Annotated in this window: 18 protein-coding genes; 7 read left to right on the top strand and 11 right to left on the bottom strand. The window is 61.1% G+C overall.

From position 1 onward, the window contains the following. Positions 1 to 84: 84 nt before the first annotated feature. From ccoP to ccoN, 4 genes are read right to left on the bottom strand one after another with little or no spacing between them, the layout of a single operon-like run. A complete protein-coding gene (ccoP, locus tag HQ912_RS18795; protein ID WP_047227188.1) occupies positions 85 to 1,038 on the bottom strand; it encodes a cytochrome-c oxidase, cbb3-type subunit III in 954 nt (317 codons plus the stop codon). Then, a complete protein-coding gene (locus HQ912_RS18790) occupies positions 1,035 to 1,238 on the bottom strand; it encodes a cbb3-type cytochrome oxidase subunit 3 (protein ID WP_047227189.1) in 204 nt (67 codons plus the stop codon). Before HQ912_RS18790 ends, ccoP begins: the two co-directional genes overlap by 4 nt. A 4-nt stretch (positions 1,239 to 1,242) precedes the next feature. Then, positions 1,243 to 1,851: a cytochrome-c oxidase, cbb3-type subunit II gene (gene ccoO / locus HQ912_RS18785; protein ID WP_047227190.1), complete on the bottom strand. Its 609-nt coding sequence runs from the start codon at positions 1,849 to 1,851 to the stop codon at positions 1,243 to 1,245. Between the two features lie 10 nt (positions 1,852 to 1,861). Beyond that, positions 1,862 to 3,286, bottom strand: a complete 1,425-nt coding sequence (gene ccoN, locus HQ912_RS18780; protein WP_014339375.1) for a cytochrome-c oxidase, cbb3-type subunit I — start codon at positions 3,284 to 3,286, stop codon at positions 1,862 to 1,864. A 96-nt stretch (positions 3,287 to 3,382) separates the two neighbouring features. Here ccoN and HQ912_RS18775 point away from each other — a divergent pair, with 96 nt between their 5' ends. Further along, the gene (locus HQ912_RS18775; protein ID WP_047227192.1) at positions 3,383 to 4,069 is read left to right on the top strand and encodes an alpha/beta family hydrolase; all 687 of its coding nucleotides are present in this window, start codon (positions 3,383 to 3,385) and stop codon (positions 4,067 to 4,069) included. Between the two features lie 996 nt (positions 4,070 to 5,065). Here HQ912_RS18775 and HQ912_RS18770 read toward each other — a convergent pair. From HQ912_RS18770 to acnA, 3 genes are all read right to left on the bottom strand, one after another. Next, a complete protein-coding gene (locus HQ912_RS18770) occupies positions 5,066 to 6,631 on the bottom strand; it encodes a methyl-accepting chemotaxis protein (protein ID WP_076385612.1) in 1,566 nt (521 codons plus the stop codon). Positions 6,632 to 6,707: 76 nt separating this feature from the next. Further along, positions 6,708 to 7,496 carry a CPBP family intramembrane glutamic endopeptidase gene (locus HQ912_RS18765; protein WP_107322911.1) on the bottom strand — a complete coding sequence of 263 codons (789 nt, stop codon included), beginning with the start codon at positions 7,494 to 7,496 and terminating at the stop codon, positions 6,708 to 6,710. A 125-nt stretch (positions 7,497 to 7,621) separates the two neighbouring features. After that, positions 7,622 to 10,363 carry an aconitate hydratase AcnA gene (acnA, locus tag HQ912_RS18760; RefSeq protein ID WP_047227195.1) on the bottom strand — a complete coding sequence of 914 codons (2,742 nt, stop codon included), beginning with the start codon at positions 10,361 to 10,363 and terminating at the stop codon, positions 7,622 to 7,624. A gap of 172 nt (positions 10,364 to 10,535) precedes the next feature. On the opposite strand from acnA, the gene rlmM reads away from it, so the two are divergent. Continuing rightward, entirely contained in the window at positions 10,536 to 11,609 is a 1,074-nt protein-coding gene (rlmM, locus tag HQ912_RS18755; protein WP_047227196.1) for a 23S rRNA (cytidine(2498)-2'-O)-methyltransferase RlmM, read from the top strand. Positions 11,610 to 11,796: 187 nt separating this feature from the next. Next, positions 11,797 to 12,048, top strand: coding sequence for a sulfurtransferase TusA (tusA, locus tag HQ912_RS18750; protein WP_107322910.1), 252 nt, complete (start codon positions 11,797 to 11,799; stop codon positions 12,046 to 12,048). Here tusA and HQ912_RS18745 read toward each other — a convergent pair. Beyond that, positions 12,045 to 13,487, bottom strand: a complete 1,443-nt coding sequence (locus tag HQ912_RS18745; protein ID WP_409936831.1) for an MATE family efflux transporter — start codon at positions 13,485 to 13,487, stop codon at positions 12,045 to 12,047. The two genes, tusA and HQ912_RS18745, sit on opposite strands and share 4 nt — an antisense overlap. Before the next feature lie 243 nt (positions 13,488 to 13,730). Here HQ912_RS18745 and pdxB point away from each other — a divergent pair, with 243 nt between their 5' ends. Next, the gene (gene pdxB, locus HQ912_RS18740) at positions 13,731 to 14,873 is read left to right on the top strand and encodes a 4-phosphoerythronate dehydrogenase PdxB (RefSeq protein ID WP_173407150.1); all 1,143 of its coding nucleotides are present in this window, start codon (positions 13,731 to 13,733) and stop codon (positions 14,871 to 14,873) included. Positions 14,874 to 15,077: 204 nt separating this feature from the next. On the opposite strand, the gene HQ912_RS18735 is transcribed toward pdxB, so the two are convergent. Then, a complete protein-coding gene (locus HQ912_RS18735; protein WP_003199629.1) occupies positions 15,078 to 15,257 on the bottom strand; it encodes a PA1571 family protein in 180 nt (59 codons plus the stop codon). 249 nt (positions 15,258 to 15,506) lie between these two features. Here HQ912_RS18735 and HQ912_RS18730 point away from each other — a divergent pair, with 249 nt between their 5' ends. Next, a complete protein-coding gene (locus tag HQ912_RS18730; protein ID WP_160892048.1) occupies positions 15,507 to 17,285 on the top strand; it encodes an ABC transporter transmembrane domain-containing protein in 1,779 nt (592 codons plus the stop codon). 207 nt (positions 17,286 to 17,492) lie between these two features. Here HQ912_RS18730 and HQ912_RS18725 read toward each other — a convergent pair whose 3' ends face one another. Then, the gene (locus tag HQ912_RS18725; RefSeq protein ID WP_076385604.1) at positions 17,493 to 19,421 is read right to left on the bottom strand and encodes a transglycosylase SLT domain-containing protein; all 1,929 of its coding nucleotides are present in this window, start codon (positions 19,419 to 19,421) and stop codon (positions 17,493 to 17,495) included. A gap of 214 nt (positions 19,422 to 19,635) precedes the next feature. On the opposite strand from HQ912_RS18725, the gene HQ912_RS18720 reads away from it, so the two are divergent. After that, complete coding sequence (locus HQ912_RS18720; protein WP_076385602.1) at positions 19,636 to 21,555, top strand: ATP-binding cassette domain-containing protein; 1,920 nt, start codon at positions 19,636 to 19,638, stop codon at positions 21,553 to 21,555. Between the two features lie 168 nt (positions 21,556 to 21,723). On the opposite strand, the gene HQ912_RS18715 is transcribed toward HQ912_RS18720, so the two are convergent. Continuing rightward, positions 21,724 to 22,164, bottom strand: a complete 441-nt coding sequence (locus tag HQ912_RS18715; RefSeq protein WP_047227202.1) for a universal stress protein — start codon at positions 22,162 to 22,164, stop codon at positions 21,724 to 21,726. A 110-nt stretch (positions 22,165 to 22,274) separates the two neighbouring features. On the opposite strand from HQ912_RS18715, the gene HQ912_RS18710 reads away from it, so the two are divergent. Next, positions 22,275 to 22,712 (top strand): hypothetical protein, encoded by a 438-nt coding sequence (locus HQ912_RS18710; RefSeq protein ID WP_076385600.1) that lies wholly within the window; start codon positions 22,275 to 22,277, stop codon positions 22,710 to 22,712. Positions 22,713 to 23,090: the final 378 nt, after the last annotated feature.

The raw sequence follows: 23,090 nt of genomic DNA, 5'->3' as shown, positions 1-23,090 counted from the left end.
ACGAAGGGAGGGTGCGACAATGCGTCGCGCAGGGGCACGAAACAGCCGCATCCAGATGGATGCGGCTGTTCGCGTGGTCAGGATTTATTCGCTTTTGCGTTCAGCTTGCAGACGCTCGGCGCCCGCCGCGTGGGACAGGCTGTAGACGTAAGCCGCGAGCAGTTGCACCTTGTCATTGCCGAGCAGCTCATTCTGCGCCGGCATATGGCCCTGGCGGCCATGACGGATGGTCTGTTGCAGTTGCGCCAGGCTGGTGCCGTAGATGAAGCCGGCCGGCAAGGTCAGGTCTGGCGCGCCCATGGCTTCGGTGCCTTTACCGTTGGCACCGTGGCAGGCAACGCAAGTGGTGTTGAACGCTTGCTGGCCTGCTTGCAGGTCGGCGCCGCTGTCTGCCGGCAGCGGCAGGCCCGCCAGATCATGGCGCACATACGCGGCCACGTTCTTGACGCCGGCTTCGCCCAGCACTTCGCCCCAGGCCGGCATCGCGGCCATGCGACCGCCCATGATGGTGGCCTTGATGGTTTCGGCACTGCCGCCCCAGCGCCAGTGGCTGTCGGCCAGGTTCGGGAAGCCGAAGGCACCCTTGGCGTCCGAGCCGTGGCAGACCGAGCAGTTGGAGGCGAACAAGCGGCCACCCATCTTCAAGGCCTGTGGGTCCTTGGCGACTTCTTCCACCGGCATGGCGGCGAATTTGGCGAAGATCGGCCCGAACTTGGCGTCGGCCCTGGCCATTTCCTTTTCCCATTCATGGGCGCCGGTCCAGCCATTTTCGTAGCCGGGCAGGATGCCTTTCCAGTTGCCTAGGCCCGGGTAGAGAACCAGGTAGCCGACGGAAAACACCAAGGTGCCGGCGAACAACAGGAACCACCACTGCGGCAGCGGGTTGTCGTACTCCTCGATGCCGTCGAAGCTGTGGCCCATGGTCTGGTCGACACTGCCCTTGGTCTCGCCCTTGCGGGTGCCGATCAGCAGCCAGGTCAGACCGATCAGGCTGCCGATGGTCAGTACGCTGATCCACGTACTCCAGAAGGTGGTCATGGCCGGGTGCTCCTTGTTGCAGGGTCTTGGGGGTTGGCGATGTCGGCGGATGGCTCGTCGGCGAACGGCAGCAGGCGCGCCTGAGCGAACTCCGAGTTGCGCTTGCTGCTGAATACCCACAGGGTCAGGCCGATGAAGGCCACGAACACCACGACCGTGCCCAGGCCGCGGATCATTCCAGTGCTCATTTCAAGAAACATAGGCTCACCTCTTGCTCTTGATGGCAGTGCCGAGCACTTGCAGGTAGGCCACCAGCGCGTCCATCTCGGTCTTGTCCTTGAGCGAGGCCACGCTGCCGGCGATGTCGTCGTCGGTGTACGGCACGCCCAGGGTGCGCATGGCGCGCAGCTTGCCTTCGGTGTGGCTGCTGTCCACCGTTTGGGTCACCAGCCATGGGTAGGCCGGCATCTTCGACTCAGGCACGACGTTGCGCGGGTTGTACAGGTGGGCGCGATGCCAGTCATCGGAGTAGCGCGCGCCGACCCGGGCCAGGTCCGGCCCGGTACGCTTGGAGCCCCACAGGAACGGGTGGTCCCAGACGCTTTCACCGGCCACCGAGTAGTGGCCGTAGCGCTCGGTCTCGGCGCGGAACGGACGGATCATCTGCGAATGGCAGCCGACGCAGCCTTCGCGGATATAGATGTCGCGACCTTCCAGTTGCAGGGCGGTGTAGGGCTTCATGCCGTCCACCGGTTTGTTGGTCACGTCCTGGAAGAACAGCGGCACGATCTGGGTCAGGCCGCCAATGCTCACGGCCAGAACCATCAGCAGCATCAGCAGGCCGACGTTTTTTTCGATTGTTTCGTGTTTCATGGCGGACTCCTCAAGCCATCTGCGCGGCAGCGGCGGCTTCGGCAGGCTGGTAGGCCCGCACGGTGCGCCAGGTGTTGTAGGCCATCAGCAGCATGCCGAGGAGAAAGATCGCCCCGCCCGCCAGCCGTACGACGAAACCGGGGTGGCTGGCCACCAGGGTTTCAACGAAGGAGTAGGTCAGGGTCCCGTCCTCGTTCACCGCACGCCACATCAGGCCCTGGGCGATGCCGTTGACCCACATGGAGGCGATGTACAGCACGGTGCCGATGGTCGCGAGCCAGAAGTGCGCGTTGATCAGGCCGATGCTGTGCATCTGGGGGCGGCCGAAGACTTTCGGGATCATGTGATACAGCGCGCCGATGGAAATCATCGCCACCCAACCCAAGGCACCAGCGTGTACGTGGCCGATGGTCCAGTCGGTGTAGTGGGAGAGGGCGTTGACGGTCTTGATGGCCATCATCGGGCCTTCGAAGGTCGACATGCCGTAGAACGCCAGGGACACCACCAGGAACCGCAGGATCGGGTCGCTGCGCAATTTATGCCAGGCGCCCGACAGGGTCATCATGCCGTTGATCATGCCGCCCCAGCTCGGTGCTAGCAGGATCAGCGACATCACCATGCCCAGGGACTGTGCCCAGTCCGGCAGCGCGGTGTAGTGCAGGTGGTGCGGGCCGGCCCAGATGTACAGGGTGATCAGCGCCCAGAAGTGCACGATGGACAACCGATAGGAGTACACCGGACGCTCGGCCTGCTTCGGCACGAAGTAGTACATCATCCCCAAAAAGCCGGCGGTGAGGAAAAAGCCTACGGCGTTGTGGCCGTACCACCATTGCACCATCGCATCCGTGGCCCCGGCATACACCGAGTAGGATTTGGTGAAGCTCACCGGCAATTCCAGGTTGTTGACGATGTGCAGGATCGCCACGGTCAGGATGAACCCGCCGAAGAACCAGTTACCGACATAGATGTGTTTGGTGTTGCGCTTGGCCACGGTGCCGAAGAACACGATGGCGTAGGCGACCCAGACGATGGTGATCAGAATGTCGATCGGCCATTCCAGTTCGGCGTATTCCTTGGAGCTGGTGTAGCCCAGCGGCAGGCTGATGGCCGCCAGCAGGATCACCAATTGCCAGCCCCAGAAGCAGAACGCGGCGATTTTCGGCGCGAACAGCTGTGTCTGACAGGTGCGTTGCACCGAGTAGAACGAACTGGCGAACAGGGCGCAGCCGCCGAAGGCGAAGATCACCGCGTTGGTGTGCAACGGGCGCAGGCGGCCGAAGCTGGTCCACGGCAAATCGAAGTTGAGCTGTGGCCAGACCAATTGGGCCGCGAGAAAAACCCCGAGCCCCATGCCGACGATGCCCCACACCACCGTCATAATGGCGAATTGGCGGACCACCTTGTAGTTGTAGGCGGTACTGATAGATGTGTTCATGGTTCCCCATCCACGGTTCAGCCGAAGTGAGCGCTTGCGCAAGGCAGCGCGGCATTCTTCGCCTGGAGTTATAGGCAGACTAAAAGCGAGGCAAGCATGGACAAACAGCACAAGGCCAGTATTGACGGGGATCAATGGGCGCGATGTGTGGCCGAACACGGTTGGCTATGGACGGCGGCGCAAACGGGTGTCAGCGCCGAGCCACCGACCCTGATCCTGGCCCATGGCGCCGGCGCGCCGATGGACAGCGGGTTCATGAACGAAATGGCCGCGCGCCTTGCCGGGCATGGCATCAACGTGTTGCGTTTTGAGTTTCCCTACATGGCTCAACGACGCCTGGACGGCGGTAAACGTCCGCCGAACCCGGCTCCCAAGTTGCTGGAATGCTGGCGTGAGGTGTACGCCACGGTGCGGCCTTATGTCGCTGGGCGGTTGGCCATTGGCGGCAAGTCCATGGGTGGGCGCATGGCGAGTTTGCTGGCCGATGAGCTGAAAGCTGATGCCCTGGTGTGCCTGGGGTATCCCTTCTACGCGGTGGGCAAACCGGAGAAACCGCGGGTCGAGCACTTGGCAGCATTGAAGACCCGGACCTTGATCGTCCAGGGCGAGCGCGATGCCTTGGGTAACCGCGAGGCGGTGCAGGGTTACGTGCTGTCACCGAGTATCGAGGTGATGTGGCTGGTGGCGGGGGATCATGATCTGAAACCGCTGAAGGCCTCGGGGTTTAGTCATGAGCAGCACTTGGAGGCGGCGGCGGGCAGGGTGGCCGGGTTTCTTCAGTAGGTTCCTTGCCGACTATCAAGGCCTCATCGCGAGCAGGCTCGCTCCCACAATTGGAATGCCTTTGAATGAGCAACCTTGACCCTCTGAGGGAGTAAGGCTGCTCCCACAATTGGAATGCCTTTGAATGAGCAACCTTGACCCTCTGAGGGAGTAAGGCTGCTCCCACAATTGGAATGCCTTTGAATGAGCAACCTTGACCCTCTGAGGGAGTAAGGCTGCTCCCACAATTGGAATGCCTTTGAATGAGCAACCTTGACCCTCTGAGGGAGTAAGGCTGCTCCCACAATTGGAATGCCTTTGAATGAGCAACCTTGACCCTCTGAGGGAGTAAGCCTGCTCCCACAATTGGAATGCCTTTGAATGAGCAACCTTGACCCTCTGAGGGAGTAAGCCTGCTCCCACAATTGGAATGCCTTTGAATGAGCAACCTTGACCCTCTGAGGGAGTAAGCCTGCTCCCACCCTTTGAATGAGCAACCTTGACCCTCTGAGGGAGTAAGCCTGCTCCCACAATTTGGAATGCCTTTTTGAATGAGCAACCTTGACCCTCTGAGGGAGTAAGCCTGCTCCCACAATTGGAATGCCTTTGAATGAGCAACCTTGACCCTCTGAGGGAGTAAGCCTGCTCCCACAATTGGAATGCCTTTGAATGAGCAACCTTGACCCTCTGAGGGAGTAAGCCTGCTCCCACAATTGGAATGCCTTTGAATGAGCAACCTTGACCCTCTGAGGGAGTAAGCCTGCTCCCACAATTGGAATGCCTTTGAATGAGCAACCTTGACCCTCTGAGGGAGTAAGGCTGCTCCCACAATTGGAATGCCTTTGAATGAGCAACCTTGACCCTCTGAGAGAGTAAGGCTGCTCCCACAATTGGAATGCCTTTGAATGAGCAACCTTGACCCCCTGTGGGAGCGAGCCTGCTCGCGATAGCGGTCTGTCAGGCAACAAAAAACCCGGAAGCTTGCGCTGTCCGGGTTTTTCATGAGGCAGGCTTCTATCAGCGGTTGAACCGCTCCACCAGTGAATACTGCGTATTGGCGGTGCGGGTCAGTTCTTCGCTCAGTAGCGCCGAGCTGTGGGCCTGGCCCGAGGTCTGGTCGGCCAGTTCCGAGATGTTGCTGATGTTGCGGCTGATCTCTTCGGCCACCGAACTCTGCTCTTCGGTAGCGGCAGCGATCTGGGTGGTCATGTCGGTGATGTTGGCCACCGCTTCACTGATCCCCACCAGCGCTGCGTCCGCCTCCATGACCCGAGCCACGCCTTCTTCAGCCTGGCGGTGGCCGGCATCCATGGTCTGCACGGCATTGGTGGCGGTTTGCTGGAGCTTGGCGATCAGGGCGTGGATCTGCCCGGTGGATTCACTGGTACGTTGCGCCAGTTGGCGCACTTCGTCCGCCACCACGGCAAAGCCGCGACCCATCTCTCCGGCGCGGGCCGCTTCGATGGCGGCGTTGAGGGCCAGCAGGTTGGTCTGGTCGGCAATGCCTTTGATCACGTCCACCACGCCACCAATCTCGTCGCTGTCCTTGGCCAGCTGGGTCACGGTCTGCCCGGTCTCGCCCACCACCACCGACAAACGCTCGATGGCTTCACGGGTTTCCCCGGCGATGTCGCGTCCACGACTGGTCAGGCGATTGGCTTCCTGGGTGGCGTCGGCGGTGCGTTGCACGTGGCTGGCGACTTCCTGGGTCGTCGCGGCCATCTCGTTGACGGCGGTGGCCACCTGTTCGGTCTCCACTCGCTGGCGTTCCAGCCCACTGGAGCTGTTATGGGCCAGCGAATTCGACTGCCGCGCCTGCTCGTTGAGGTGTTCGGCAGTGTCCTGCAACCGGGTCAGGCAGGTTTTCAGGCGAGCTTCCTGGCTGAGGATCGACATCTCCAGGCGCGCCTGGACGCCTCGACTGTCGGTGTACATCCGGGCGATCAACGGATCGGAGGTGGTTTGCTCGGCCAGACGCAGCAGGCGCTTGATCCCGCGCTGTTGCCATTGCAGGCCCATCAGGCCCAGGGGCACCGAGAGCACGGCAGCCAGGGCAAAGCCCCAGGAGGAATTGAGAAATGCGCCAACCACGAAGCTCAATTGGCTGACCAGGATAAACGGCAGCCAGTCCTGCAGGATCGGCAACCATTTGTCGCTGCGCGGGATCGCCGGCTTGCCCTGATTGATGCGTTGATAGAGCGCTTCGGCCCGGCTGATCTGCTCGGCGCTGGGCTTGACCCGCACCGACTCGTAGCCGATCACCTGGTTACCTTCGAACACGGGGGTGACATAGGCGTTGACCCAGTAATGGTCACCGCTCTTGCAGCGATTCTTGACGATACCCATCCATGGCAAGCCTTGTTTGAGCGTGTTCCACATATGGGCGAACACGGCCGACGGCACATCGGGATGGCGTACCAGGTTGTGGGGCGAGCGGATCAGTTCCTCCTTGGAAAACCCGCTGATTTCAACGAACGCGTCGTTGCAATAGGTGATCACACCTTTGGCATCGGTAGTGGAAATCAGACGTTGTTGGGCCGGGAAGGTCCTTTCGCGTTGTGTGACGGGCTGGTTGTTACGCATGGTGTGTAGATCCGCAAGGCTTTGAAAGGTTGTCGGCGCCGTCAGGTTTTTATTGAAGTTATTTTTCCGGTCGGTATCACGCCAGCATCGGGTAGGTAAATAGGGCGAAATGAAGCAGATTGAGGCCAAAGTGGGCGGCAATCGCCGCGCCCAGCCCACCAAAGCGATAAGCCAGGCCATAACCGACCCCCGCCATGCCCGACAGCAACACCCATTGCCATCCCGCCCCGGCATGCACCAGGCCGAACAGCAGTGAGGCCAGGATTAATGCCAGATTGTCGCCATAGTTCAGATGTTTGAAGCGTCGGCTCAGGCCACCCTGAATGTAGCCACGAAACAGCGCTTCCTCCACCAACGTCACCAATAAAAGATTATTGAGTACCCATATCCAGGCCGACTCCGGCCACTTCGGTGCCCAATGGATCATTCCCAGCAGCATCGCCCCGCCCAGCGCCAGCACGGCGCTCAGGGTCAGCCCCAGGGCCGTGGCCTGTAGCGACAGGCGAAACGAGCGCCTGCCGACGATCCAGGGACACGCCAGCAGTAACCAGAAGCCGATCAGTGGCTTGTCCTGGTTCAGGTACATGGCAAACGGCACGGCATCGTCGGTAAAACGTTGCGGCGCGATTGCCCGGCCATTGAAAAAACCCGGCATCCAGTGCAAGGCCAACGCCAGGGCCATCACCACAAACAGGGCGTGGCCGAGAAACTGCCCGACCGGTGTCTGCTGCTGGCGCACCGCATACCCGGCGAACAGCAGCAGCGCGACCGAGATCGCAGCAGTCCAGGCCAGATGGCCGAAGGCCAGGGCCAAGGCATAGCCGATGGAAAGGAAGGCCAGGTATGGCCAGGGCAGGGCAGGCATATCACATCCTTTGAGACTGAAGAACCGTTTGTGGCGATGGTGATGGCAGGACCGGCGGGATTATAGGCAGACCCATACGAAAACACCGCCTATTAACAGGCGGTGTTTTCGTAAGACGCTTCTTTTTATTCTGAAATCAATTGCCGTAGGACGTAGTGCAAAATCCCCCCAGCCTTGAAATATTCCACTTCATTCAAGGTGTCGATCCGGCACAACACTTCAATCCGCTCCTGGCGGCCGTCCTCGCGGGTGATGATCAGTGGCAGGTTCATGCGTGGTGTCAGTTCGACGTCGCTCAGGCCCAGGATGTCCAGGGTTTCCTTGCCGGTTAGGTTCAGGCTCTTGCGATTCTGATCGAGCTTGAACTGCAACGGCAGCACGCCCATGCCCACCAGGTTGGAGCGATGGATGCGCTCGAAGCTCTCGGCGATCACCGCCTTGACCCCCAACAGATTGGTGCCCTTGGCGGCCCAGTCCCGACTCGAGCCGGTGCCATATTCCTGTCCGGCGATCACCACCAGAGGCGTGCCCATGGCCTGATACGACATGGCGGCGTCGTAGATCGGCATTTTCTCGCCACTGGGGATGTAGATCGTATTGCCGCCTTCTTCGCCGCCGAGCATTTCGTTGCGGATCCGGATATTGGCGAAGGTGCCGCGCATCATGACCTGATGGTTGCCGCGTCTTGAACCGTAGGAATTGAAGTCCCGGGGCTCCACGCCCTGTTCGCGCAGATAACGGCCGGCCGGGCTGTCGGTCTTGATATTGCCGGCCGGAGAGATGTGGTCGGTGGTCACCGAGTCGCCGAGCAAAGCCAGGATTCGTGCACCTTCGACATTGTTGATGGCCGGTGGCGGCCCACTGATGTTCTCGAAGAACGGCGGGTGCTGGATGTAGGTTGAGTCCGATTGCCAGACGTAAGTCGCGGCTTGCGGCACCTCGATAGCCTGCCATTGCTCATCACCGGCAAACACGGCGGCGTATTCCTTGTGGAACATGCTGGTGTTGACCTGAGCCACCGCGTTAGCGACTTCCTGGCTGCTGGGCCAGATATCGCGCAGGTACACCGGGTTGCCGTCGCGGTCGTTGCCCAGCGGTTCACTGCTGATGTCGATGCGCACCGTGCCGGCCAGGGCATAGGCGACCACCAGGGGCGGTGACGCCAGCCAGTTGGTTTTTACCAACGGGTGCACGCGGCCTTCGAAGTTACGATTACCCGACAGCACCGAGGCCACCGTCAGGTCGGCGCTCTGGATGGCTTTTTCGATCGGCTCGGGCAACGGCCCCGAGTTGCCGATACAGGTCGTGCAACCGTAACCCACCAGATCGAAACCCAGTTTGTCCAGGTACTCGGTCAGCCCGGCGGCCTTGTAGTAATCGGTGACCACCTTCGAACCTGGTGCCAGGGAACTCTTGACCCACGGCTTACGGGTCAGGCCTTTCTCCACGGCTTTTTTCGCCAGCAGCCCGGCGGCCATCATCACGCTGGGGTTGGAGGTGTTGGTGCAAGAGGTAATGGCCGCAATCACCACTGCGCCGTTTTTCAGGCGATGGGTCCGGCCCTCGAACTCGTATTCGCTTTCCCCCACCTGATCGGCGTTGCCTACCGCGACCCCACCGCCGCCTTCGCTTTCCAGGCGGCCTTCTTCCTTGCTGGTGGGTTTGACGTTCAGGCCCAGGAAGTCGCTGAAAGCCTGGCCGACATTCGGCAGTGAGACCCGGTCTTGAGGACGCTTGGGCCCGGCGAGACTGGCCTCGACACTCCCCATGTCCAGTTCCAGCGTGTCGGTGAATACCGGTTCCTGGCCGGGCAGCCGCCACAGGCCCTGAGCCTTGCAGTAGGCTTCCACCAGCTTCACGGTTTCGGTCGGACGTCCGGACAGGCGCAGGTAGTCCAGGGTCACGTCGTCCACCGGGAAGAAACCGCAGGTGGCGCCGTATTCCGGGGCCATGTTGGCGATGGTGGCGCGGTCGGCCAGCGGCAGGTCGGCAAGGCCGTCGCCATAGAACTCGACGAATTTGCCCACCACACCTTTCTTGCGCAGCATTTGGGTGACCGTCAGCACCAGGTCGGTGGCGGTGATGCCTTCGCGCAGCTTGCCGATGAGTTTGAAACCGATGACTTCTGGAATCAGCATCGACACCGGCTGGCCGAGCATGGCCGCTTCGGCCTCAATCCCGCCGACGCCCCAGCCCAGTACACCGAGGCCGTTGATCATGGTGGTGTGGGAATCGGTGCCCACCAAGGTGTCCGGGAACGCATAGGTCCGTCCGTCTTCCTCTTTGGTCCACACGGTGCGGCCCAGGTATTCGAGGTTGACCTGGTGGCAGATGCCGGTGCCCGGCGGCACCACGCTAAAATTGTCGAAGGCGCTCTGGCCCCAACGCAGGAAGGCGTAGCGCTCTCCGTTGCGCTGCATTTCGATGTCGACGTTCTGTTCGAACGCCTGGCTGCTGGCGAAATTGTCCACCATCACCGAGTGGTCGATCACCAGGTCCACGGGTGACAGCGGGTTGATCCGCTGCGGATCGCCACCGGCCTTTTCCATGGCGGCGCGCATGGCGGCCAGATCGACCACGGCCGGGACGCCGGTGAAGTCTTGCATCAGTACCCGAGCAGGACGGTATTGAATTTCCCGGTCGGAACGACGCTCCTTCAGCCAGCCGGCGAGGGCCTTGAGATCGGTGCCGGTGACCGTTTTTTCATCTTCCCAGCGCAGCAGGTTCTCCAGCAGCACTTTGAGGGACATGGGCAACCGGTCCAGGTCTCCCAGGCTTCGGGCGGCGTCGGGCAGGCTGAAATAGTGGTAAATCCTGGCGTCGACTTGCAGCGTTTTAAGGGTTTTCAGGCTATCGAGGGACGGCATTGAAATGACTCCTTTGAGTCCGCACGGCTACGGACTGACGGGACGGACAGAGCCTTTAACCTAGCCCTGTTTTGAGCGTATGACTAATCACTGGACTCTACGAGCGGGTTTGGGGTTCCGAACTCCGCTATCATGCGCCGGTTTTCGTGACAGGCTTTGCTACGGAGTTTCAATGAACACGCTTTTCATGCACTGCCGACCAGGTTTCGAAGGCGAGGTCTGTTCCGAGATCGCCGAACACGCCGCACGGCTGAACGTGGCCGGCTACGCCAAGGCCAAGCCGGCCAGCGCCTGCGCCGAATTTGTCTGTACCGAAGACGACGGTGCCGAGCGACTGATGCGCGGCCAGCGTTTCGCCGAGCTGATTTTTCCGCGCCAGTGGGCGCGCGGCAGCTTCATCGATCTGCCGGAAACCGACCGCATCAGTGTCATCCTGGCCCACATGAGCGCCTTCCCGACCTGCGGCAGCTTGTGGCTGGAGGTGGTGGACACCAATGACGGTAAAGAGCTGTCGAACTTCTGCAAGAAATTCGAAGGGCCGCTGCGCAAGGCGCTGACCGGCGCCGGCAAACTGGTGGATGACCCGTACAAGCCACGCCTGCTGTTGACCTTCAAGAGCGGTCGCGAAGTCTTCCTGGGCCTGGCGCAGGCCGATAATTCGGCCATGTGGCCGATGGGCATTCCACGCCTGAAGTTTCCTCGGGAGGCGCCCAGCCGGTCCACCCTCAAGCTTGAAGAGGCCTGGCACCACTTTATTCCTCGGGATCAGTGGGACGAGCGCCTGCACAGCGACATGACCGGTGTGGACCTCGGCGCCGCGCCGGGTGGCTGGACCTGGCAACTGGTCAACCGCGGCATGCTGGTGACGGCCATCGACAACGGGCCGATGGCCGAAAGCCTGATGGACACGGGGCTGGTGCAGCACCTGATGGCGGACGGCTTTACGTTCAAACCCAAGCAGCCGGTGGACTGGATGGTCTGCGACATCGTCGAGAAGCCGGCGCGTAATGCGGCGATGCTGGAAGAGTGGATCGGCGAAGGGCACTGCCGCGAGGCGGTGGTCAACCTCAAGCTGCCGATGAAGCAGCGTTACGCCGAAGTGAAACGCCTGCTCGAACGTATCGCCGACGGCTTCAAGGCCCGGGGCATCAAGGTCGAGATCGGCTGCAAGCAGCTGTACCACGACCGTGAGGAAGTGACGTGCCATCTGCGGCGGCTGGACACCAAAAAGCCCAAGTCCCGCTAGCGCTTGAAAGGCAATGAAATCCCTGTGGGAGCGAGCCTGCTCGCGATATCGGTGCATCAGTGGACATCGATGTTGGGTGGCCCGACGCTATCGCGAGCAGGCTCGCTCCCACAGGGGGCGGTGTTAAGCCAGAGGTGACCTTGCACCGACATTGCGCGACAATGCCCGCCAGTTTCAGGAGTAGAACATGATTGAAATGAACGATACGCCGGTCGACGGCACGCTGGATGCCACCGGCCTCAATTGCCCGGAGCCGGTGATGATGCTGCACCAGCACATCCGCGACCTGATGCCCGGCGGGCTGTTGAAGGTGATTGCCACCGACCCCTCGACCCGTCGCGACATTCCCAAGTTCTGTGTGTTCCTCGACCACGAACTGGTGGCCCAGGACGAGGTCGATGGCACCTACCGCTACTGGATCCGCAAGAAGCTCGCTTAGTCCGCCGAACGACTGATGCGGATCTGCTTGCGTGCGCTGCGTGTCAGGCGGATCGACAGCATCAGCGCTGCGCAGCTCAAGCCCACGATCAGGCCCTGCCACAACCCGCTCGGACCGCTGGCGGTGCCGAGCCAGTCGGTCAGGCCCAGGATGTAACCCACGGGCAGGCCAATGCCCCAGTAGGCGAACAGCGTCAGGATCATCGTCACCCGGGTGTCCTGGTAGCCGCGCAACGCGCCCGCCGCCGTGACCTGGATCGCGTCGGAAAACTGAAACAACGCCGCATAGACGATCAACATCGACGCCACTTCGATCACCACCGGATCGCCGGTATAGATCGCCGCGATGGGCCCGCGCAGCCAGAACATCAGGCTCGCCGACAGGCAGGCATACGCCAGCGCCGTACCCATGCCGACTCCGGCGGCGAAGCGCGCTTCGCGCGGCTGGCGCCGGCCCAGGGCCTGGCCGACCCGCACCGTCACAGCCATGCCCAACGAATAGGGAATCATGAACACCAGAGAGCTGAAGTTCAGGGCGATCTGGTGCCCGGCCACCACGGTGGCGCCGAGGCTGCCGATCAGCAGGGCAATCACTGCAAAAATGCTCGATTCGGCAAATACCGCGATGCCAATCGGCAGGCCGATCCCCAGCAGGCGCTTGATGACGGTCCATTGTGGCCAGTCGAAGCGGTTGAATAGCCGGCTCGACTGGTAGGCCGGCGCCCAGCGCGCCCAACCGGCCATGCCCAGGGCCATGAACCACATCACCAGGGCCGTGGCCCAGCCGCAACCGACGCCGCCCATGGCGGGCAGGCCCAGATGCCCGTAAATGAAGATGTAATTGAGCGGGATGTTCAGCGCCAGCCCGCACAAACCCAGGACCATCGCCGGTCGCGTTCGGCCCAGGCCGTCGCTGAAGCAGCGAAGCACGTGATACAGCGCCACCGCCGGCAGGCCGGTGGCGATGCCTTGCAGGTACTCCATGCAAGGACCGATCAGTTCGGGGTCCACGTTCATGATGTGCAGGATCGGTTCGGCGCCGAGCAGCGCCAGCGTGGCAATCAACCCCACCACCAGCGCCAGCCACAACGCCTGGCGCACCAGCGGACCAATCTCGTCGAACGTGCCGGCGCCGAAGCGCTGGGCGACTTTCGGCGTGGTGGCCAACAGTGTGCCGGTCATCAACAGGAACACCGGCACCCAGATCGAATTGCCCAGTGCCACCGCCGCCAGGTCCCGTGGTCCGACCCGGCCGGCCATCACCGCGTCGACAAAGCCCATGGCAGTGGTCGCCAGCTGCGCCACCATGATCGGCAATGCCAGGGCCAGGAGCGTCTTGAGCTCCAGGCGAACCCGGGCCGGGCGGGAGAGGGTGGTGGCGTGGTCGATCACAGGATTCACAGGCGAAACGTCCGAAAAAATAAGCGCGAGGCGGCGCATTCTACGCCTTGACACAGTGGTCAGGAAAAAACCTGTGTTGTGGATTTGTAATCGTTTAGCTGGCTTGCGAATACCTTGTGGCGAGGGGATTTATCCCCGCTCGACTGCGCAGCAGTCGCAAAGTCGTTGGGGGGCTGCGCACCCAGCGGGGATAAATCCCCTCGCCACAACATCATTTGCTTCGGGTAATGCACAGGCCTAACGGAACGCCTACACTGCCCATCCCGCCAAAGGAGCTCTGCCATGCTGATCGTCGCCGACGAAAATATTCCCCTGCTCGATGCGTTTTTCCAAGGGTTTGGCGAGATCCGCCGGGTTCCGGGCCGGGGGATTGACCGGTCAATGGTCGAGCAGGCCGATGTGTTGCTGGTGCGCTCCGTCACCCAGGTCAACCGCACGCTGCTGGAAGGCAGCAAGGTGAAGTTCGTCGGCACCTGCACCATCGGCACCGATCACCTGGATCTGGATTATTTCGCCGAGGCCGGTATTCGTTGGGCCAGCGCACCGGGTTGCAACGCCCGTGGCGTGGTGGACTACGTGCTGGGCAGCCTGATGACCCTGGCTGAAATCGAAGGCGCGGACCTCAAGCAACGCACCTTTGGCGTGGTCGGTGCCGGGCAGGTGGGCGGGCGGTTGGTTGAGGTGCTCAAGGGCCTGGGTTGGACGGTGAAAGTCTGCGATCCACCCCGTCAGGCTACCGAAGGCGGCGACTACGTGAGTCTGGAACAGATCATCGAACAGTGCGATGTGATCAGCCTGCACACACCGTTGACTCGCGACGGCGCGCAACCGACCTGGCACCTGTTCGATGAGCAGCGCCTGCGCCGGCTCCAGCCCGGTATCTGGCTGATCAACGCAGCCCGTGGACCGGTGATCGACAACACGGCGCTGCGCGAGGTGTTGCTGGAGCGCGAAGACCTGCAAGCGGTGCTGGATGTCTGGGAGCATGAGCCGAGCGTGGATGCGGATCTGGCCGACCTGTGCGTGATCGCCACCCCGCACATTGCCGGCTACAGCCTCGATGGTCGCCAGCGTGGTACGGCGCAGATCTACGAATCCTTGTGCGCATTCCTCGAGCAACCGGTTGCGGTCCGGTTGAGCGATCTGCTGCCCCGGCCATGGCTGGGCGGCATCACGCTGGACGCTGACACTGATCCGGCCTGGGCGCTGGCGATGTTGTGCCGTGGCGTGTATGACCCACGTCGTGACGACGCGGATTTTCGTCGCAGCCTGGTGGGAACGGTCAGCGACCAACGCAGCGCTTTCGATGCCCTGCGCAAGCATTATCCGCCGCGTCGGGAGATCGATAGCCTGAAGGTTCGCATCGAGGGACAGTCGCCGGCGTTGCAACAGATCGTGAGCGCTCTGGGCGCCACCAGCCTTTAATCGTGGATCGCTTTTGTGGCGAGGGAGCTTGCTCCCGCTGGACTGCGAAGCAGGCCCAAAACCTGGCGTCTGCTGCGCAGCCGAGCGGGAGCAAGCTCCCTCGCCACAAGAGCCAACCCACAAGCGCCAGGTCACAGGAGCCCGCAAAGGCTGCGGGCATAAAAAACCCGACATCATGGTCGGGTTCAATGAAGACGGGCTGTATCACTTTTGTTCGGCAGGCTTGACCAGTCGTTTTTCCAGCTCGCTGCAGGCTTTCTGGATCATGTCTTCGGTGATCGGTACTTCGCGCCCTTGGGCGTCGATGAACGAGCAGCCCAGAGACTGGTCCGGTTGCGTGCGGATCACTTGAATCTTGTCGTCGCTGCTGTGTTGCAAGGACATGGCCTGTCTCCTCATCAGGTTGTGTGCCTATTTTAGTGTCGCCAGGTGACCGAGCCATGACACTCCTTGTAGGTTCATGGCGACAGCTCCACTCAATCAGAAACACGGTCGCGTTTCCAGCCAGACTTTAGACCGATAACATCTAGCCTCTAGTCGCTACGGTCATATTTAACCTGACTCATTCTGATTCAACCAAGTTCCGCTGCGCTTCGGTGTCGCCGGGCGGTCCATTTCCTGCTGCATTATCGGATGCTTCTGATGCTCTCTTCCCAACAACGCCGTGCCATACGCCTGGCCAGTGGCTTCATTGCTCCTTATCGCAAGCAGGTTGCTGGCGCCTTATTGGCCCTTATCGTCACCGCCGCAATCACTTTGTCCATGGGGCAAGGCATCCGGTTGCTGGTGGACCAGGGCTTCATGACGCGCTCCCCGCACCTGCTCAACCAGTCCATTGGCCTGTTCATGGTGCTCGTGGTGGGATTGGCGATCGGCACTTTTTCCCGTTTCTACCTGGTGTCCTGGATTGGCGAACGAGTGGTGGCCGATATCCGCCGGCAGGTCTTCAACCATCTGGTGTACCTGCACCCGGGCTTTTACGAAAACAACCGCAGCTCGGAAATCCAGTCGCGCCTGACCGCCGATACGACCTTGTTGCAGTCAGTAATCGGCTCGTCGTTGTCGCTATTCTTGCGTAACGCCTTGATGGTGGTCGGCGGCATTGTGTTGTTGTTCATCACCAACCCCAAACTCACCAGTATCGTGGTGATCGCGCTGCCGTTGGTCTTGGCGCCGATCCTGATATTCGGGCGGCGGGTGCGCAGCCTGTCACGCCAGAGCCAGGACCGCATTGCCGATGTCGGTAGCTACGTCTCCGAGACCCTCGGCCAGATCAAAACTGTGCAGGCCTACAACCATCAGGTCCAGGATGAACGGCGCTTTGCCGTGACCGTGGAGCAGGCCTTCGACACCGCCCGCAAGCGCATCGCCCAGCGGGCCTGGCTGATCACACTGGTGATCGTGCTGGTGCTGGGGGCGGTGGGGGTGATGCTCTGGGTCGGGGGCATGGATGTGATCGCCGGACGGATTTCCGGGGGTGAACTGGCGGCGTTTGTGTTCTACAGCCTGATCGTCGGCAGCGCCTTCGGCACCCTGAGCGAAGTCATCGGCGAGTTGCAGCGGGCGGCTGGTGCGGCTGAGCGCATTGCCGAATTGCTGCGCTCGGAAAACATCATCCAGCCGCCGGTTTCTGGCCTGGTGACTCTGCCTGAGCGGGTACGGGGTGATTTGCGTCTCGAAGGCGTGCGCTTCTCTTATCCGTCCCGGCCAGACAGCTATGCGGTCGACGGCCTGGACCTGAGCGTCCAGGCTGGCGAGACCCTGGCCCTGGTCGGGCCGTCCGGTGCCGGGAAATCCACGGTGTATGACTTGCTCCTGCGCTTCTACGACCCGGCGCAAGGGCGGATTCTCATCGATGATGTGCCGCTGACCCAGCTCGATCCACTGGACCTGCGTCGCCATTTCGCCCTGGTTTCGCAGAACCCGGCGCTGTTTTTCGGCACGGTTGAAGAGAACATCCGCTACGGCAACCCCGAGGCGACGTCCGAGCAGGTGCGCGAAGCCGCGCAGATCGCCCATGCCCACGATTTCATCGAAAAAATGCCGGAGGGTTACCAGACCCACCTGGGTGACGGCGGTCTGGGGTTATCCGGCGGTCAACGCCAGCGTCTGGCCATCGCCCGAGCGCTGTTGGTGGACGCACCGATCCTGCTATTGGACGAAGCCACCAGCGCCCTCGACGCGCAAAGCGAACACTTGATCCAGCAAGCGCTGCCCAGCCTGATGAAAAATCGCACCACCCTGGTCATCGCCCACCGCCTGGCCACGGTGAAAAATGCCGACCGGATCGCGGTGATGGACCAGGGCAAAGTAGTCGCCGTGGGCACCCATCAGGAACTGGTGGCCAGTAACGCGCTGTATGCGCGATTGGCAGCGTTGCAGTTCAATCAGCAGGGTGATTCTGTTCCGTGAGCCTGCCGAGCCGAAACCAATGTGGGAGCGAGCCTGCTCGCGATAGGGGCAGATAGGCAACCATGAGGTCGACTGTCACACCGCTATCGCGAGCAGGCTCGCTCCCACAGGGTCTGCAACCGAGCAAAAAAATGCCCGCATCGAAAGATGCGGGCATTTTTTCAGGAACAACTTGCCGCTTGAAGCCTATGGCTTGCTGCTGCCCACTCACTGATCATCAAAATAGCGCTCATGCCAGTCCACCAGCGGTTGCGGCGAGTTGAGTTTCTGGCCGTAGATCACCGAGTACGACAACACGTTCTGCACGTATTGCCGGGTTTCGTCGAAGGGGATGCTTTCGACCCAGACATCGAAGCTCAGGTGGTCGGCACCGCGCAGCCACTGGCGCACCCGACCAGGGCCGGCGTTGTAGGCGGCGGAGGCCAGGACGCGGTTGCCGTTGAACTGGCTGTGAACCTGGCTCAGGTACGCCGCGCCCAGCTGGATGTTCTTGTCCGGGTTCAGCACTTGCTTGGGCGAGGCCAGCGGGATGTTGAACTTGCGTGCGGTTTCCTTGGCGGTGGCCGGCATCAACTGCATCAGGCCGCTGGCGCCAACACCGGAGCGCGCATCTTCCATGAAGGCACTTTCCTGTCGAGTGATGGCGAACACCCAGCTTGAATGCAGGCCGCGAACCTTGGCTTCACGCACCAGAGTGTCGCGGTAGGCCATTGGGAAGCGAATATCCAGGTCATCCCAATACTTGGCCTGGCTGATGGTGCGGATCGCCGGGAAGTACCATTTCAGGTCGTAGGCCAGTTTCGCCTGGGCGACCATCTCGTCCCGGTTGAAGTGGCGAGTGACGTGATACCACTCGCGGCGACCGTCGACGATCTGACCCCGGGCATGAAACTCCAGGGCCCGACGAATACCCGGTGTGTTGCGCACTTTATTGATCAGCGCCTGGCTCATCACCAGCGGCTTGTTGTTGAGCGAATAGGGCGATTGAGAACGATCGGCGGCCAGGAAACCGTAGAAGTCCCGCTCACGGGCCAGATGCTTGTAAAGCGTCAGCGCCTCGGGATTCTGAGGCTGCGCCAGCTCCAGGCTGCGGGCCTGCCAGTAACGCCAGCGACTGGTGCTGGCCAGCGTCTCGGGCAGGCGGCGGGTCAACTCATAGGCGTCGTCCCAGCGGGCCAGGCGCAACAGCAGGCGCAAGCGCCATTCCGAGACGGTATCGTCGCGCAGTTCCGGGTCATATTTTGTCATCACGCCCAAGGCGCGACTGTCGAAACGCTTGGCCAGGGTCAGGCCAATTTCCCGGGCGATGGCGACTTTCTCAGGCTTGGAAAAATGCATGGTGCTGGCGTAGCCGTCCAACAGCGCCATGGCTTTCTCTGGATCCTGACGGGCCAGGCGCCGCAAGCCGAGGCTGACGATATCGGCCATCGGCTCATCGGCCGGACGGAAACGCGATGGCTGATTGAGCAGTTCCGGTTTTTGCGCCACGTCTATCAGCAGTTGGCCGCGAGGGGCGAGGGTGCTCAGGCCGCTGATCAGGCTTTTAGCCAGTGGATAATTGCGGGCCTGGGCGGCCAGTTTGGCGCGCTCCCAGCGCTTCTGTTCAGTCAGTTGACCCTGGGTCGCCCACAGGCCGAACAGCGCATCACACGCGGCCGGTTGGGATTTGCCGGTGAGCCAAAGCTTTTCGGTGTTGGCGTAGCCTTCGGCCTTGAGGCCATGACTGAGCTGATACTGGGCGTTGAGGCAGTCCAGTTCGGTGAAGTTGAGCTTGGGGTCGTAGTACTTGACGAAGGTCGCCCAATCGCCACGGTCGGCCAGCCAGCGCAACCAGCGCAGCTTCATCCAGTTGGCCTGGGGCAGGTCGCCATGTTCGGCGAGAAATTTCTCGATTTCGGCATTACTGGCGCTCTTGAGGCGAGCGGTCAGTTCGTCGTAGGCCAGGTAGGGTTCCAGCGGATAGTCACGCAGGGCCTGGCTGTAGCGAAAATAGGGGCCGGAATCACCTTTGGCCAAGGCACGCTTGGCTTCATCGTAATACTGACGCTGGGTGGAGATATCCACCGCCTGGGCGGTTTGAACGGCAGTGGCACATACAAACAAGCAAGATAAAACACTGAAAAGGCGACTGCGCATGATACGTCCGGGCAGAAAAAAACATGACAAGCCCAAGGTTTGACCCAGGGTAACTGTCTGTAGCTTAGCCTTTTGCCAGCAATGGGCGAAAGCTTTGCGGGGTCATCCGCGCAAGTTCGCAACATTTGTTATGCAGAGTGCTTCGAGGGCGAAATTGGCGGACTTCTGAGGCCTCATCTCAGGTAGAATGCGCGCCCGGTTTTTGGAGAAGCTCATGACCCTGCTCAAATTCAGCGATGTGTCCCTTGCTTTCGGCGCTATGCCGTTGTTGGACAAGGTGTCCTGGCAGATCGCCCGTGGTGAGCGGGTGTGCATCATCGGCCGCAACGGCACTGGCAAGTCCAGCATGATGAAGCTGGTCAAGGGCGATCAGAAGCCCGATGACGGCTCGGTCTGGCGCGCGCCAGGCCTGAAAATCGGCGAATTGCCCCAGGAACTGCCGGTGGCCGACGAGCGGACGGTGTTCGACGTGGTCGCCGAAGGCCTGGACGGTGTCGGCGCGCTGCTGGCCGAGTATCACCACCTGAGCCAGAACATCGTCACCGATGCCGACCTGGACAAGTTGATGCACGTGCAGCACGACCTCGAAGCCCGCGATGGCTGGCGCCTGCAGCAGTTGGTGGACAGCACCCTGAGCCGTCTGCAACTGCCGGCCGACAAGACCCTGGCCGAGCTGTCCGGTGGCTGGCGTCGCCGGGTGTTGTTGGCCCAGGCCCTGGTGTCCGAGCCGGACCTGCTGCTGCTCGACGAGCCCACCAACCACCTGGACATCGGCGCCATCGCCTGGCTTGAAGAAGCCCTGAAGGATTTCCAGGGCGCGGTGCTGTTCATCACGCACGACCGTTCTTTCCTGCAAAATCTGGCGACCCGTATCCTCGAACTGGATCGCGGCGGCCTGATCGACTGGAACGGCGACTACGCCAGCTTCCTGGTGCACAAGGAAGCGGCGCTGGCGGCGGAAGAAACCGCGAACGCGCTGTTCGACAAGAAGCTGGCCCAGGAAGAGGTCTGGATTCGCCAGGGTATCAAGGCCCGTCGCACCCGCAACGAAGGCCGTGTACGAGCGCTCAAGGCACTGCGCATGGAACGCAGTGAGCGTCGCGAGCGCACCGGCAAGGCCAATATTCAGCTGGATACCGCTGACAAGTCCGGCAAGCAGGTGATGGTTCTTGAGAACGTGAGTTTTGCGCACCCTGGCGGCCCGTTCCTGATCAAGGACTTTTCCATGGTGCTGCAGCGTGGTGACCGCATTGGTCTGCTGGGCGCCAACGGCACCGGCAAGACCACCTTGCTCAAGCTGATGCTCGGCGGTCTGGTACCGACCAATGGCAAGGTGGAGGAGGGCACGAAGATCGACGTCGCCTACTTCGACCAGTTGCGCCATCAGTTGGACCTTGAAAAAACCGTCATCGACAACGTTGCCGAAGGCCGCGATTTCATCGACATCGATGGCCAGAGCCGCCATGTGTTGAGCTATCTGGGCGACTTCCTGTTCAGCCCTCAACGTGCTCGTACCCCGGTCAAGGCGCTGTCCGGCGGTGAACGTGCCCGTCTGCTGCTGGCCAAACTGTTCAGCAAGCCGGCGAACCTGCTGGTGCTCGACGAACCGACCAACGACCTGGACGTGGAAACCCTCGAGTTGCTGGAAGAGGTGCTGCTGACCTTCAACGGTACTGTGCTGATGGTCAGCCACGACCGGGCATTCCTCGACAACGTGGTGACCAGCACCCTGGTGTTCGAAGGCGAAGGCCTGGTGCGTGAATACGTCGGTGGTTATCAGGACTGGCTGCGCCAGGGTGGCTCGCCGCGCTTGCTGGGCGTGACTGAGAGCAAGTCCGGCAAGGCCGACCTGAATTCGGCGGTGGTCAAGGCCGAGCCTGCTCCGGTTGCTGCTGCACCGGCGGCGGCACCGGCAAAGAAGAAGCTCAGCTACAAGTTGCAGCGTGAGCTGGAAGCATTGCCGGGTGATATCGACGCGAAGGAACAGCAGATCGCAGCGGTGCAAGCCGAAATGGCTGACATTGGCTTCTACCAGCGCCCTGCGGCTGAAACCGCCAAGGTGATCGCGCATCTGGAGCAGCTGCAGGCCGAGCTGGATGCGCTGGTCGAGCGCTGGGCTGAACTGGACGCTTGATCCACTGTTGTAAAGAATCCCGGTGCTCAGAGATGAACGCCGGGATTTCTATTTGAAACGCTATTCCCCTGTGGGAGCGAGCCTGCTCGCGATAGCGGTGGGTCAGTAATATGGGTATTGGCTGACCCAACGCTATCGCGAGCAGGCTCGCTCCCACAGGTTTAGGTTTTATGTGCGCTTGACCAGATGCACCGCGAGCACATCGCAAGGCGCGCCATGCAGCACGTCGTTGGCTGTAGAGCCCAACAGCAGTGCAAGGCCATGACGGCCATGGCTGCCCACGACGATCAGGTCGCAACCCTGTTCCTTGGCCAGGTGATGGATCTCCTGACGCGGCTGGCCGTAGGTCAGGTGGCTGTATTCCTTTTTCAGGGCGGGATATTTCACGATCAGCCGGTCAAGGCGTTCCTTGGCTTGATCGAATTGTTGTTGTTGCAACTGGGAAAGGTCCATCGGCACATCACCACCGAAGGCCATGGCCATTGGTTCGACGATGTGAACCAGCGACAGTTTGGTGTCTCGACCTTCGCAAAGGGCCAGAGCACGCTTGACGACGGGATCACATTCTTCAGTGAGGTCGACGGCGACCAGGACGTGTTCGTAGTACATGGAAGGCACTCCAGAGAATTGCGATACGGTAAGTATGGCTGGTTTCAAGCGCATCGACGGCGACGTGGGTCAATCGTCAATGGGCTCATCAGAATTCGGGGAGTACGAATATGACGGTCTGGATAGTGGTGTCAATCCTGTTGGTGGTATTAAGCCCCCTGGCATGGTTGCGCCCGTCCCGTGTTCAGAGCGGTCGCATGGCGTTGCGCATGGAGGCGCGACGCCTTGGCCTGGCCATGCAACTGGCTCCGCAGGAGTGGCCCCACTGGCTCGGGCAGCAGGCGCCAAACCCCTGCGCCCAGTACCATCGGCCCCGACGGGGCAAGCAGCCGGCTATCTGGACCTACTGGCAAACCGCGCCGGGCGTATGGGTCAATCAGTGGCGCGAAGTCTGCCAGGATGAGTCGTTGCTCAATCATTTCGAAAAATTGCCAGCCAACGTCTACAAAATCGAGGCCGATGGGCAAATGATCGCCTTGTATTGGGGCGAGAAGGGCGAAGCCGCTGTGTTGCAGGATATTTGCGCGGTGCTCAAGGCGCTGGCCTGAGGCATAAAAAAGCCCGACAGTCTCATCGGGCGGGTTGGCCAGGCAGGCCGGTAATCAAAACGCCTATCCGGACGTTCGTTCGTAACGTCCTTTGCTCAAAATCTTCAATCGCGCTCCCGACAGAGTAGTCGGTTGAATCCAGCGCGCTTGGAATTAGGGCGACTTTTCTAATTATTGATCCTGTGAATGGCTGTACATGCAGCGCCGTGTTGGGATCCGTGCGGTACGCAAATGACCGGGAAGTCGCGTTCAAGCCCCTGTTTAGGGCGATTGACAATTGTCGGAAATTCCGTGAAGGTGGCGTACCCAAATCAAACGGGCGTATGAATTGAGCGTTTGTATTTTCCGAACGTTCCTACAGAACCCCGACTATCGCGT

Source organism: Pseudomonas sp. MPDS, from assembly GCF_013283895.1.
Taxonomy (GTDB): Bacteria; Pseudomonadota; Gammaproteobacteria; order Pseudomonadales; family Pseudomonadaceae; genus Aquipseudomonas; species Aquipseudomonas rhizophila.
Note: the sequence above shows the minus strand (reverse complement) of the source record. Positions and strands in the feature narration are given on the sequence as shown.

Excerpts from the sequence above, each read along its gene's own strand:
- ccoP (WP_047227188.1), bottom strand. The coding sequence starts at position 1,038 with ATGACCACCTTCTGGAGTACGTGGATCAGCGTACTGACCATCGGCAGC.
- HQ912_RS18790 (WP_047227189.1), bottom strand. The coding sequence starts at position 1,238 with ATGTTTCTTGAAATGAGCACTGGAATGATCCGCGGCCTGGGCACGGTC.
- ccoO (WP_047227190.1), bottom strand. The coding sequence starts at position 1,851 with ATGAAACACGAAACAATCGAAAAAAACGTCGGCCTGCTGATGCTGCTG.
- ccoN (WP_014339375.1), bottom strand. The coding sequence starts at position 3,286 with ATGAACACATCTATCAGTACCGCCTACAACTACAAGGTGGTCCGCCAA.
- HQ912_RS18775 (WP_047227192.1), top strand. The coding sequence starts at position 3,383 with ATGGACAAACAGCACAAGGCCAGTATTGACGGGGATCAATGGGCGCGA.
- HQ912_RS18770 (WP_076385612.1), bottom strand. The coding sequence starts at position 6,631 with ATGCGTAACAACCAGCCCGTCACACAACGCGAAAGGACCTTCCCGGCC.
- HQ912_RS18765 (WP_107322911.1), bottom strand. The coding sequence starts at position 7,496 with ATGCCTGCCCTGCCCTGGCCATACCTGGCCTTCCTTTCCATCGGCTAT.
- acnA (WP_047227195.1), bottom strand. The coding sequence starts at position 10,363 with ATGCCGTCCCTCGATAGCCTGAAAACCCTTAAAACGCTGCAAGTCGAC.
- rlmM (WP_047227196.1), top strand. The coding sequence starts at position 10,536 with ATGAACACGCTTTTCATGCACTGCCGACCAGGTTTCGAAGGCGAGGTC.
- tusA (WP_107322910.1), top strand. The coding sequence starts at position 11,797 with ATGATTGAAATGAACGATACGCCGGTCGACGGCACGCTGGATGCCACC.
- HQ912_RS18745 (WP_409936831.1), bottom strand. The coding sequence starts at position 13,487 with ATGCGCCGCCTCGCGCTTATTTTTTCGGACGTTTCGCCTGTGAATCCT.
- pdxB (WP_173407150.1), top strand. The coding sequence starts at position 13,731 with ATGCTGATCGTCGCCGACGAAAATATTCCCCTGCTCGATGCGTTTTTC.
- HQ912_RS18735 (WP_003199629.1), bottom strand. The coding sequence starts at position 15,257 with ATGTCCTTGCAACACAGCAGCGACGACAAGATTCAAGTGATCCGCACG.
- HQ912_RS18730 (WP_160892048.1), top strand. The coding sequence starts at position 15,507 with ATGCTTCTGATGCTCTCTTCCCAACAACGCCGTGCCATACGCCTGGCC.
- HQ912_RS18725 (WP_076385604.1), bottom strand. The coding sequence starts at position 19,421 with ATGCGCAGTCGCCTTTTCAGTGTTTTATCTTGCTTGTTTGTATGTGCC.
- HQ912_RS18720 (WP_076385602.1), top strand. The coding sequence starts at position 19,636 with ATGACCCTGCTCAAATTCAGCGATGTGTCCCTTGCTTTCGGCGCTATG.
- HQ912_RS18715 (WP_047227202.1), bottom strand. The coding sequence starts at position 22,164 with ATGTACTACGAACACGTCCTGGTCGCCGTCGACCTCACTGAAGAATGT.
- HQ912_RS18710 (WP_076385600.1), top strand. The coding sequence starts at position 22,275 with ATGACGGTCTGGATAGTGGTGTCAATCCTGTTGGTGGTATTAAGCCCC.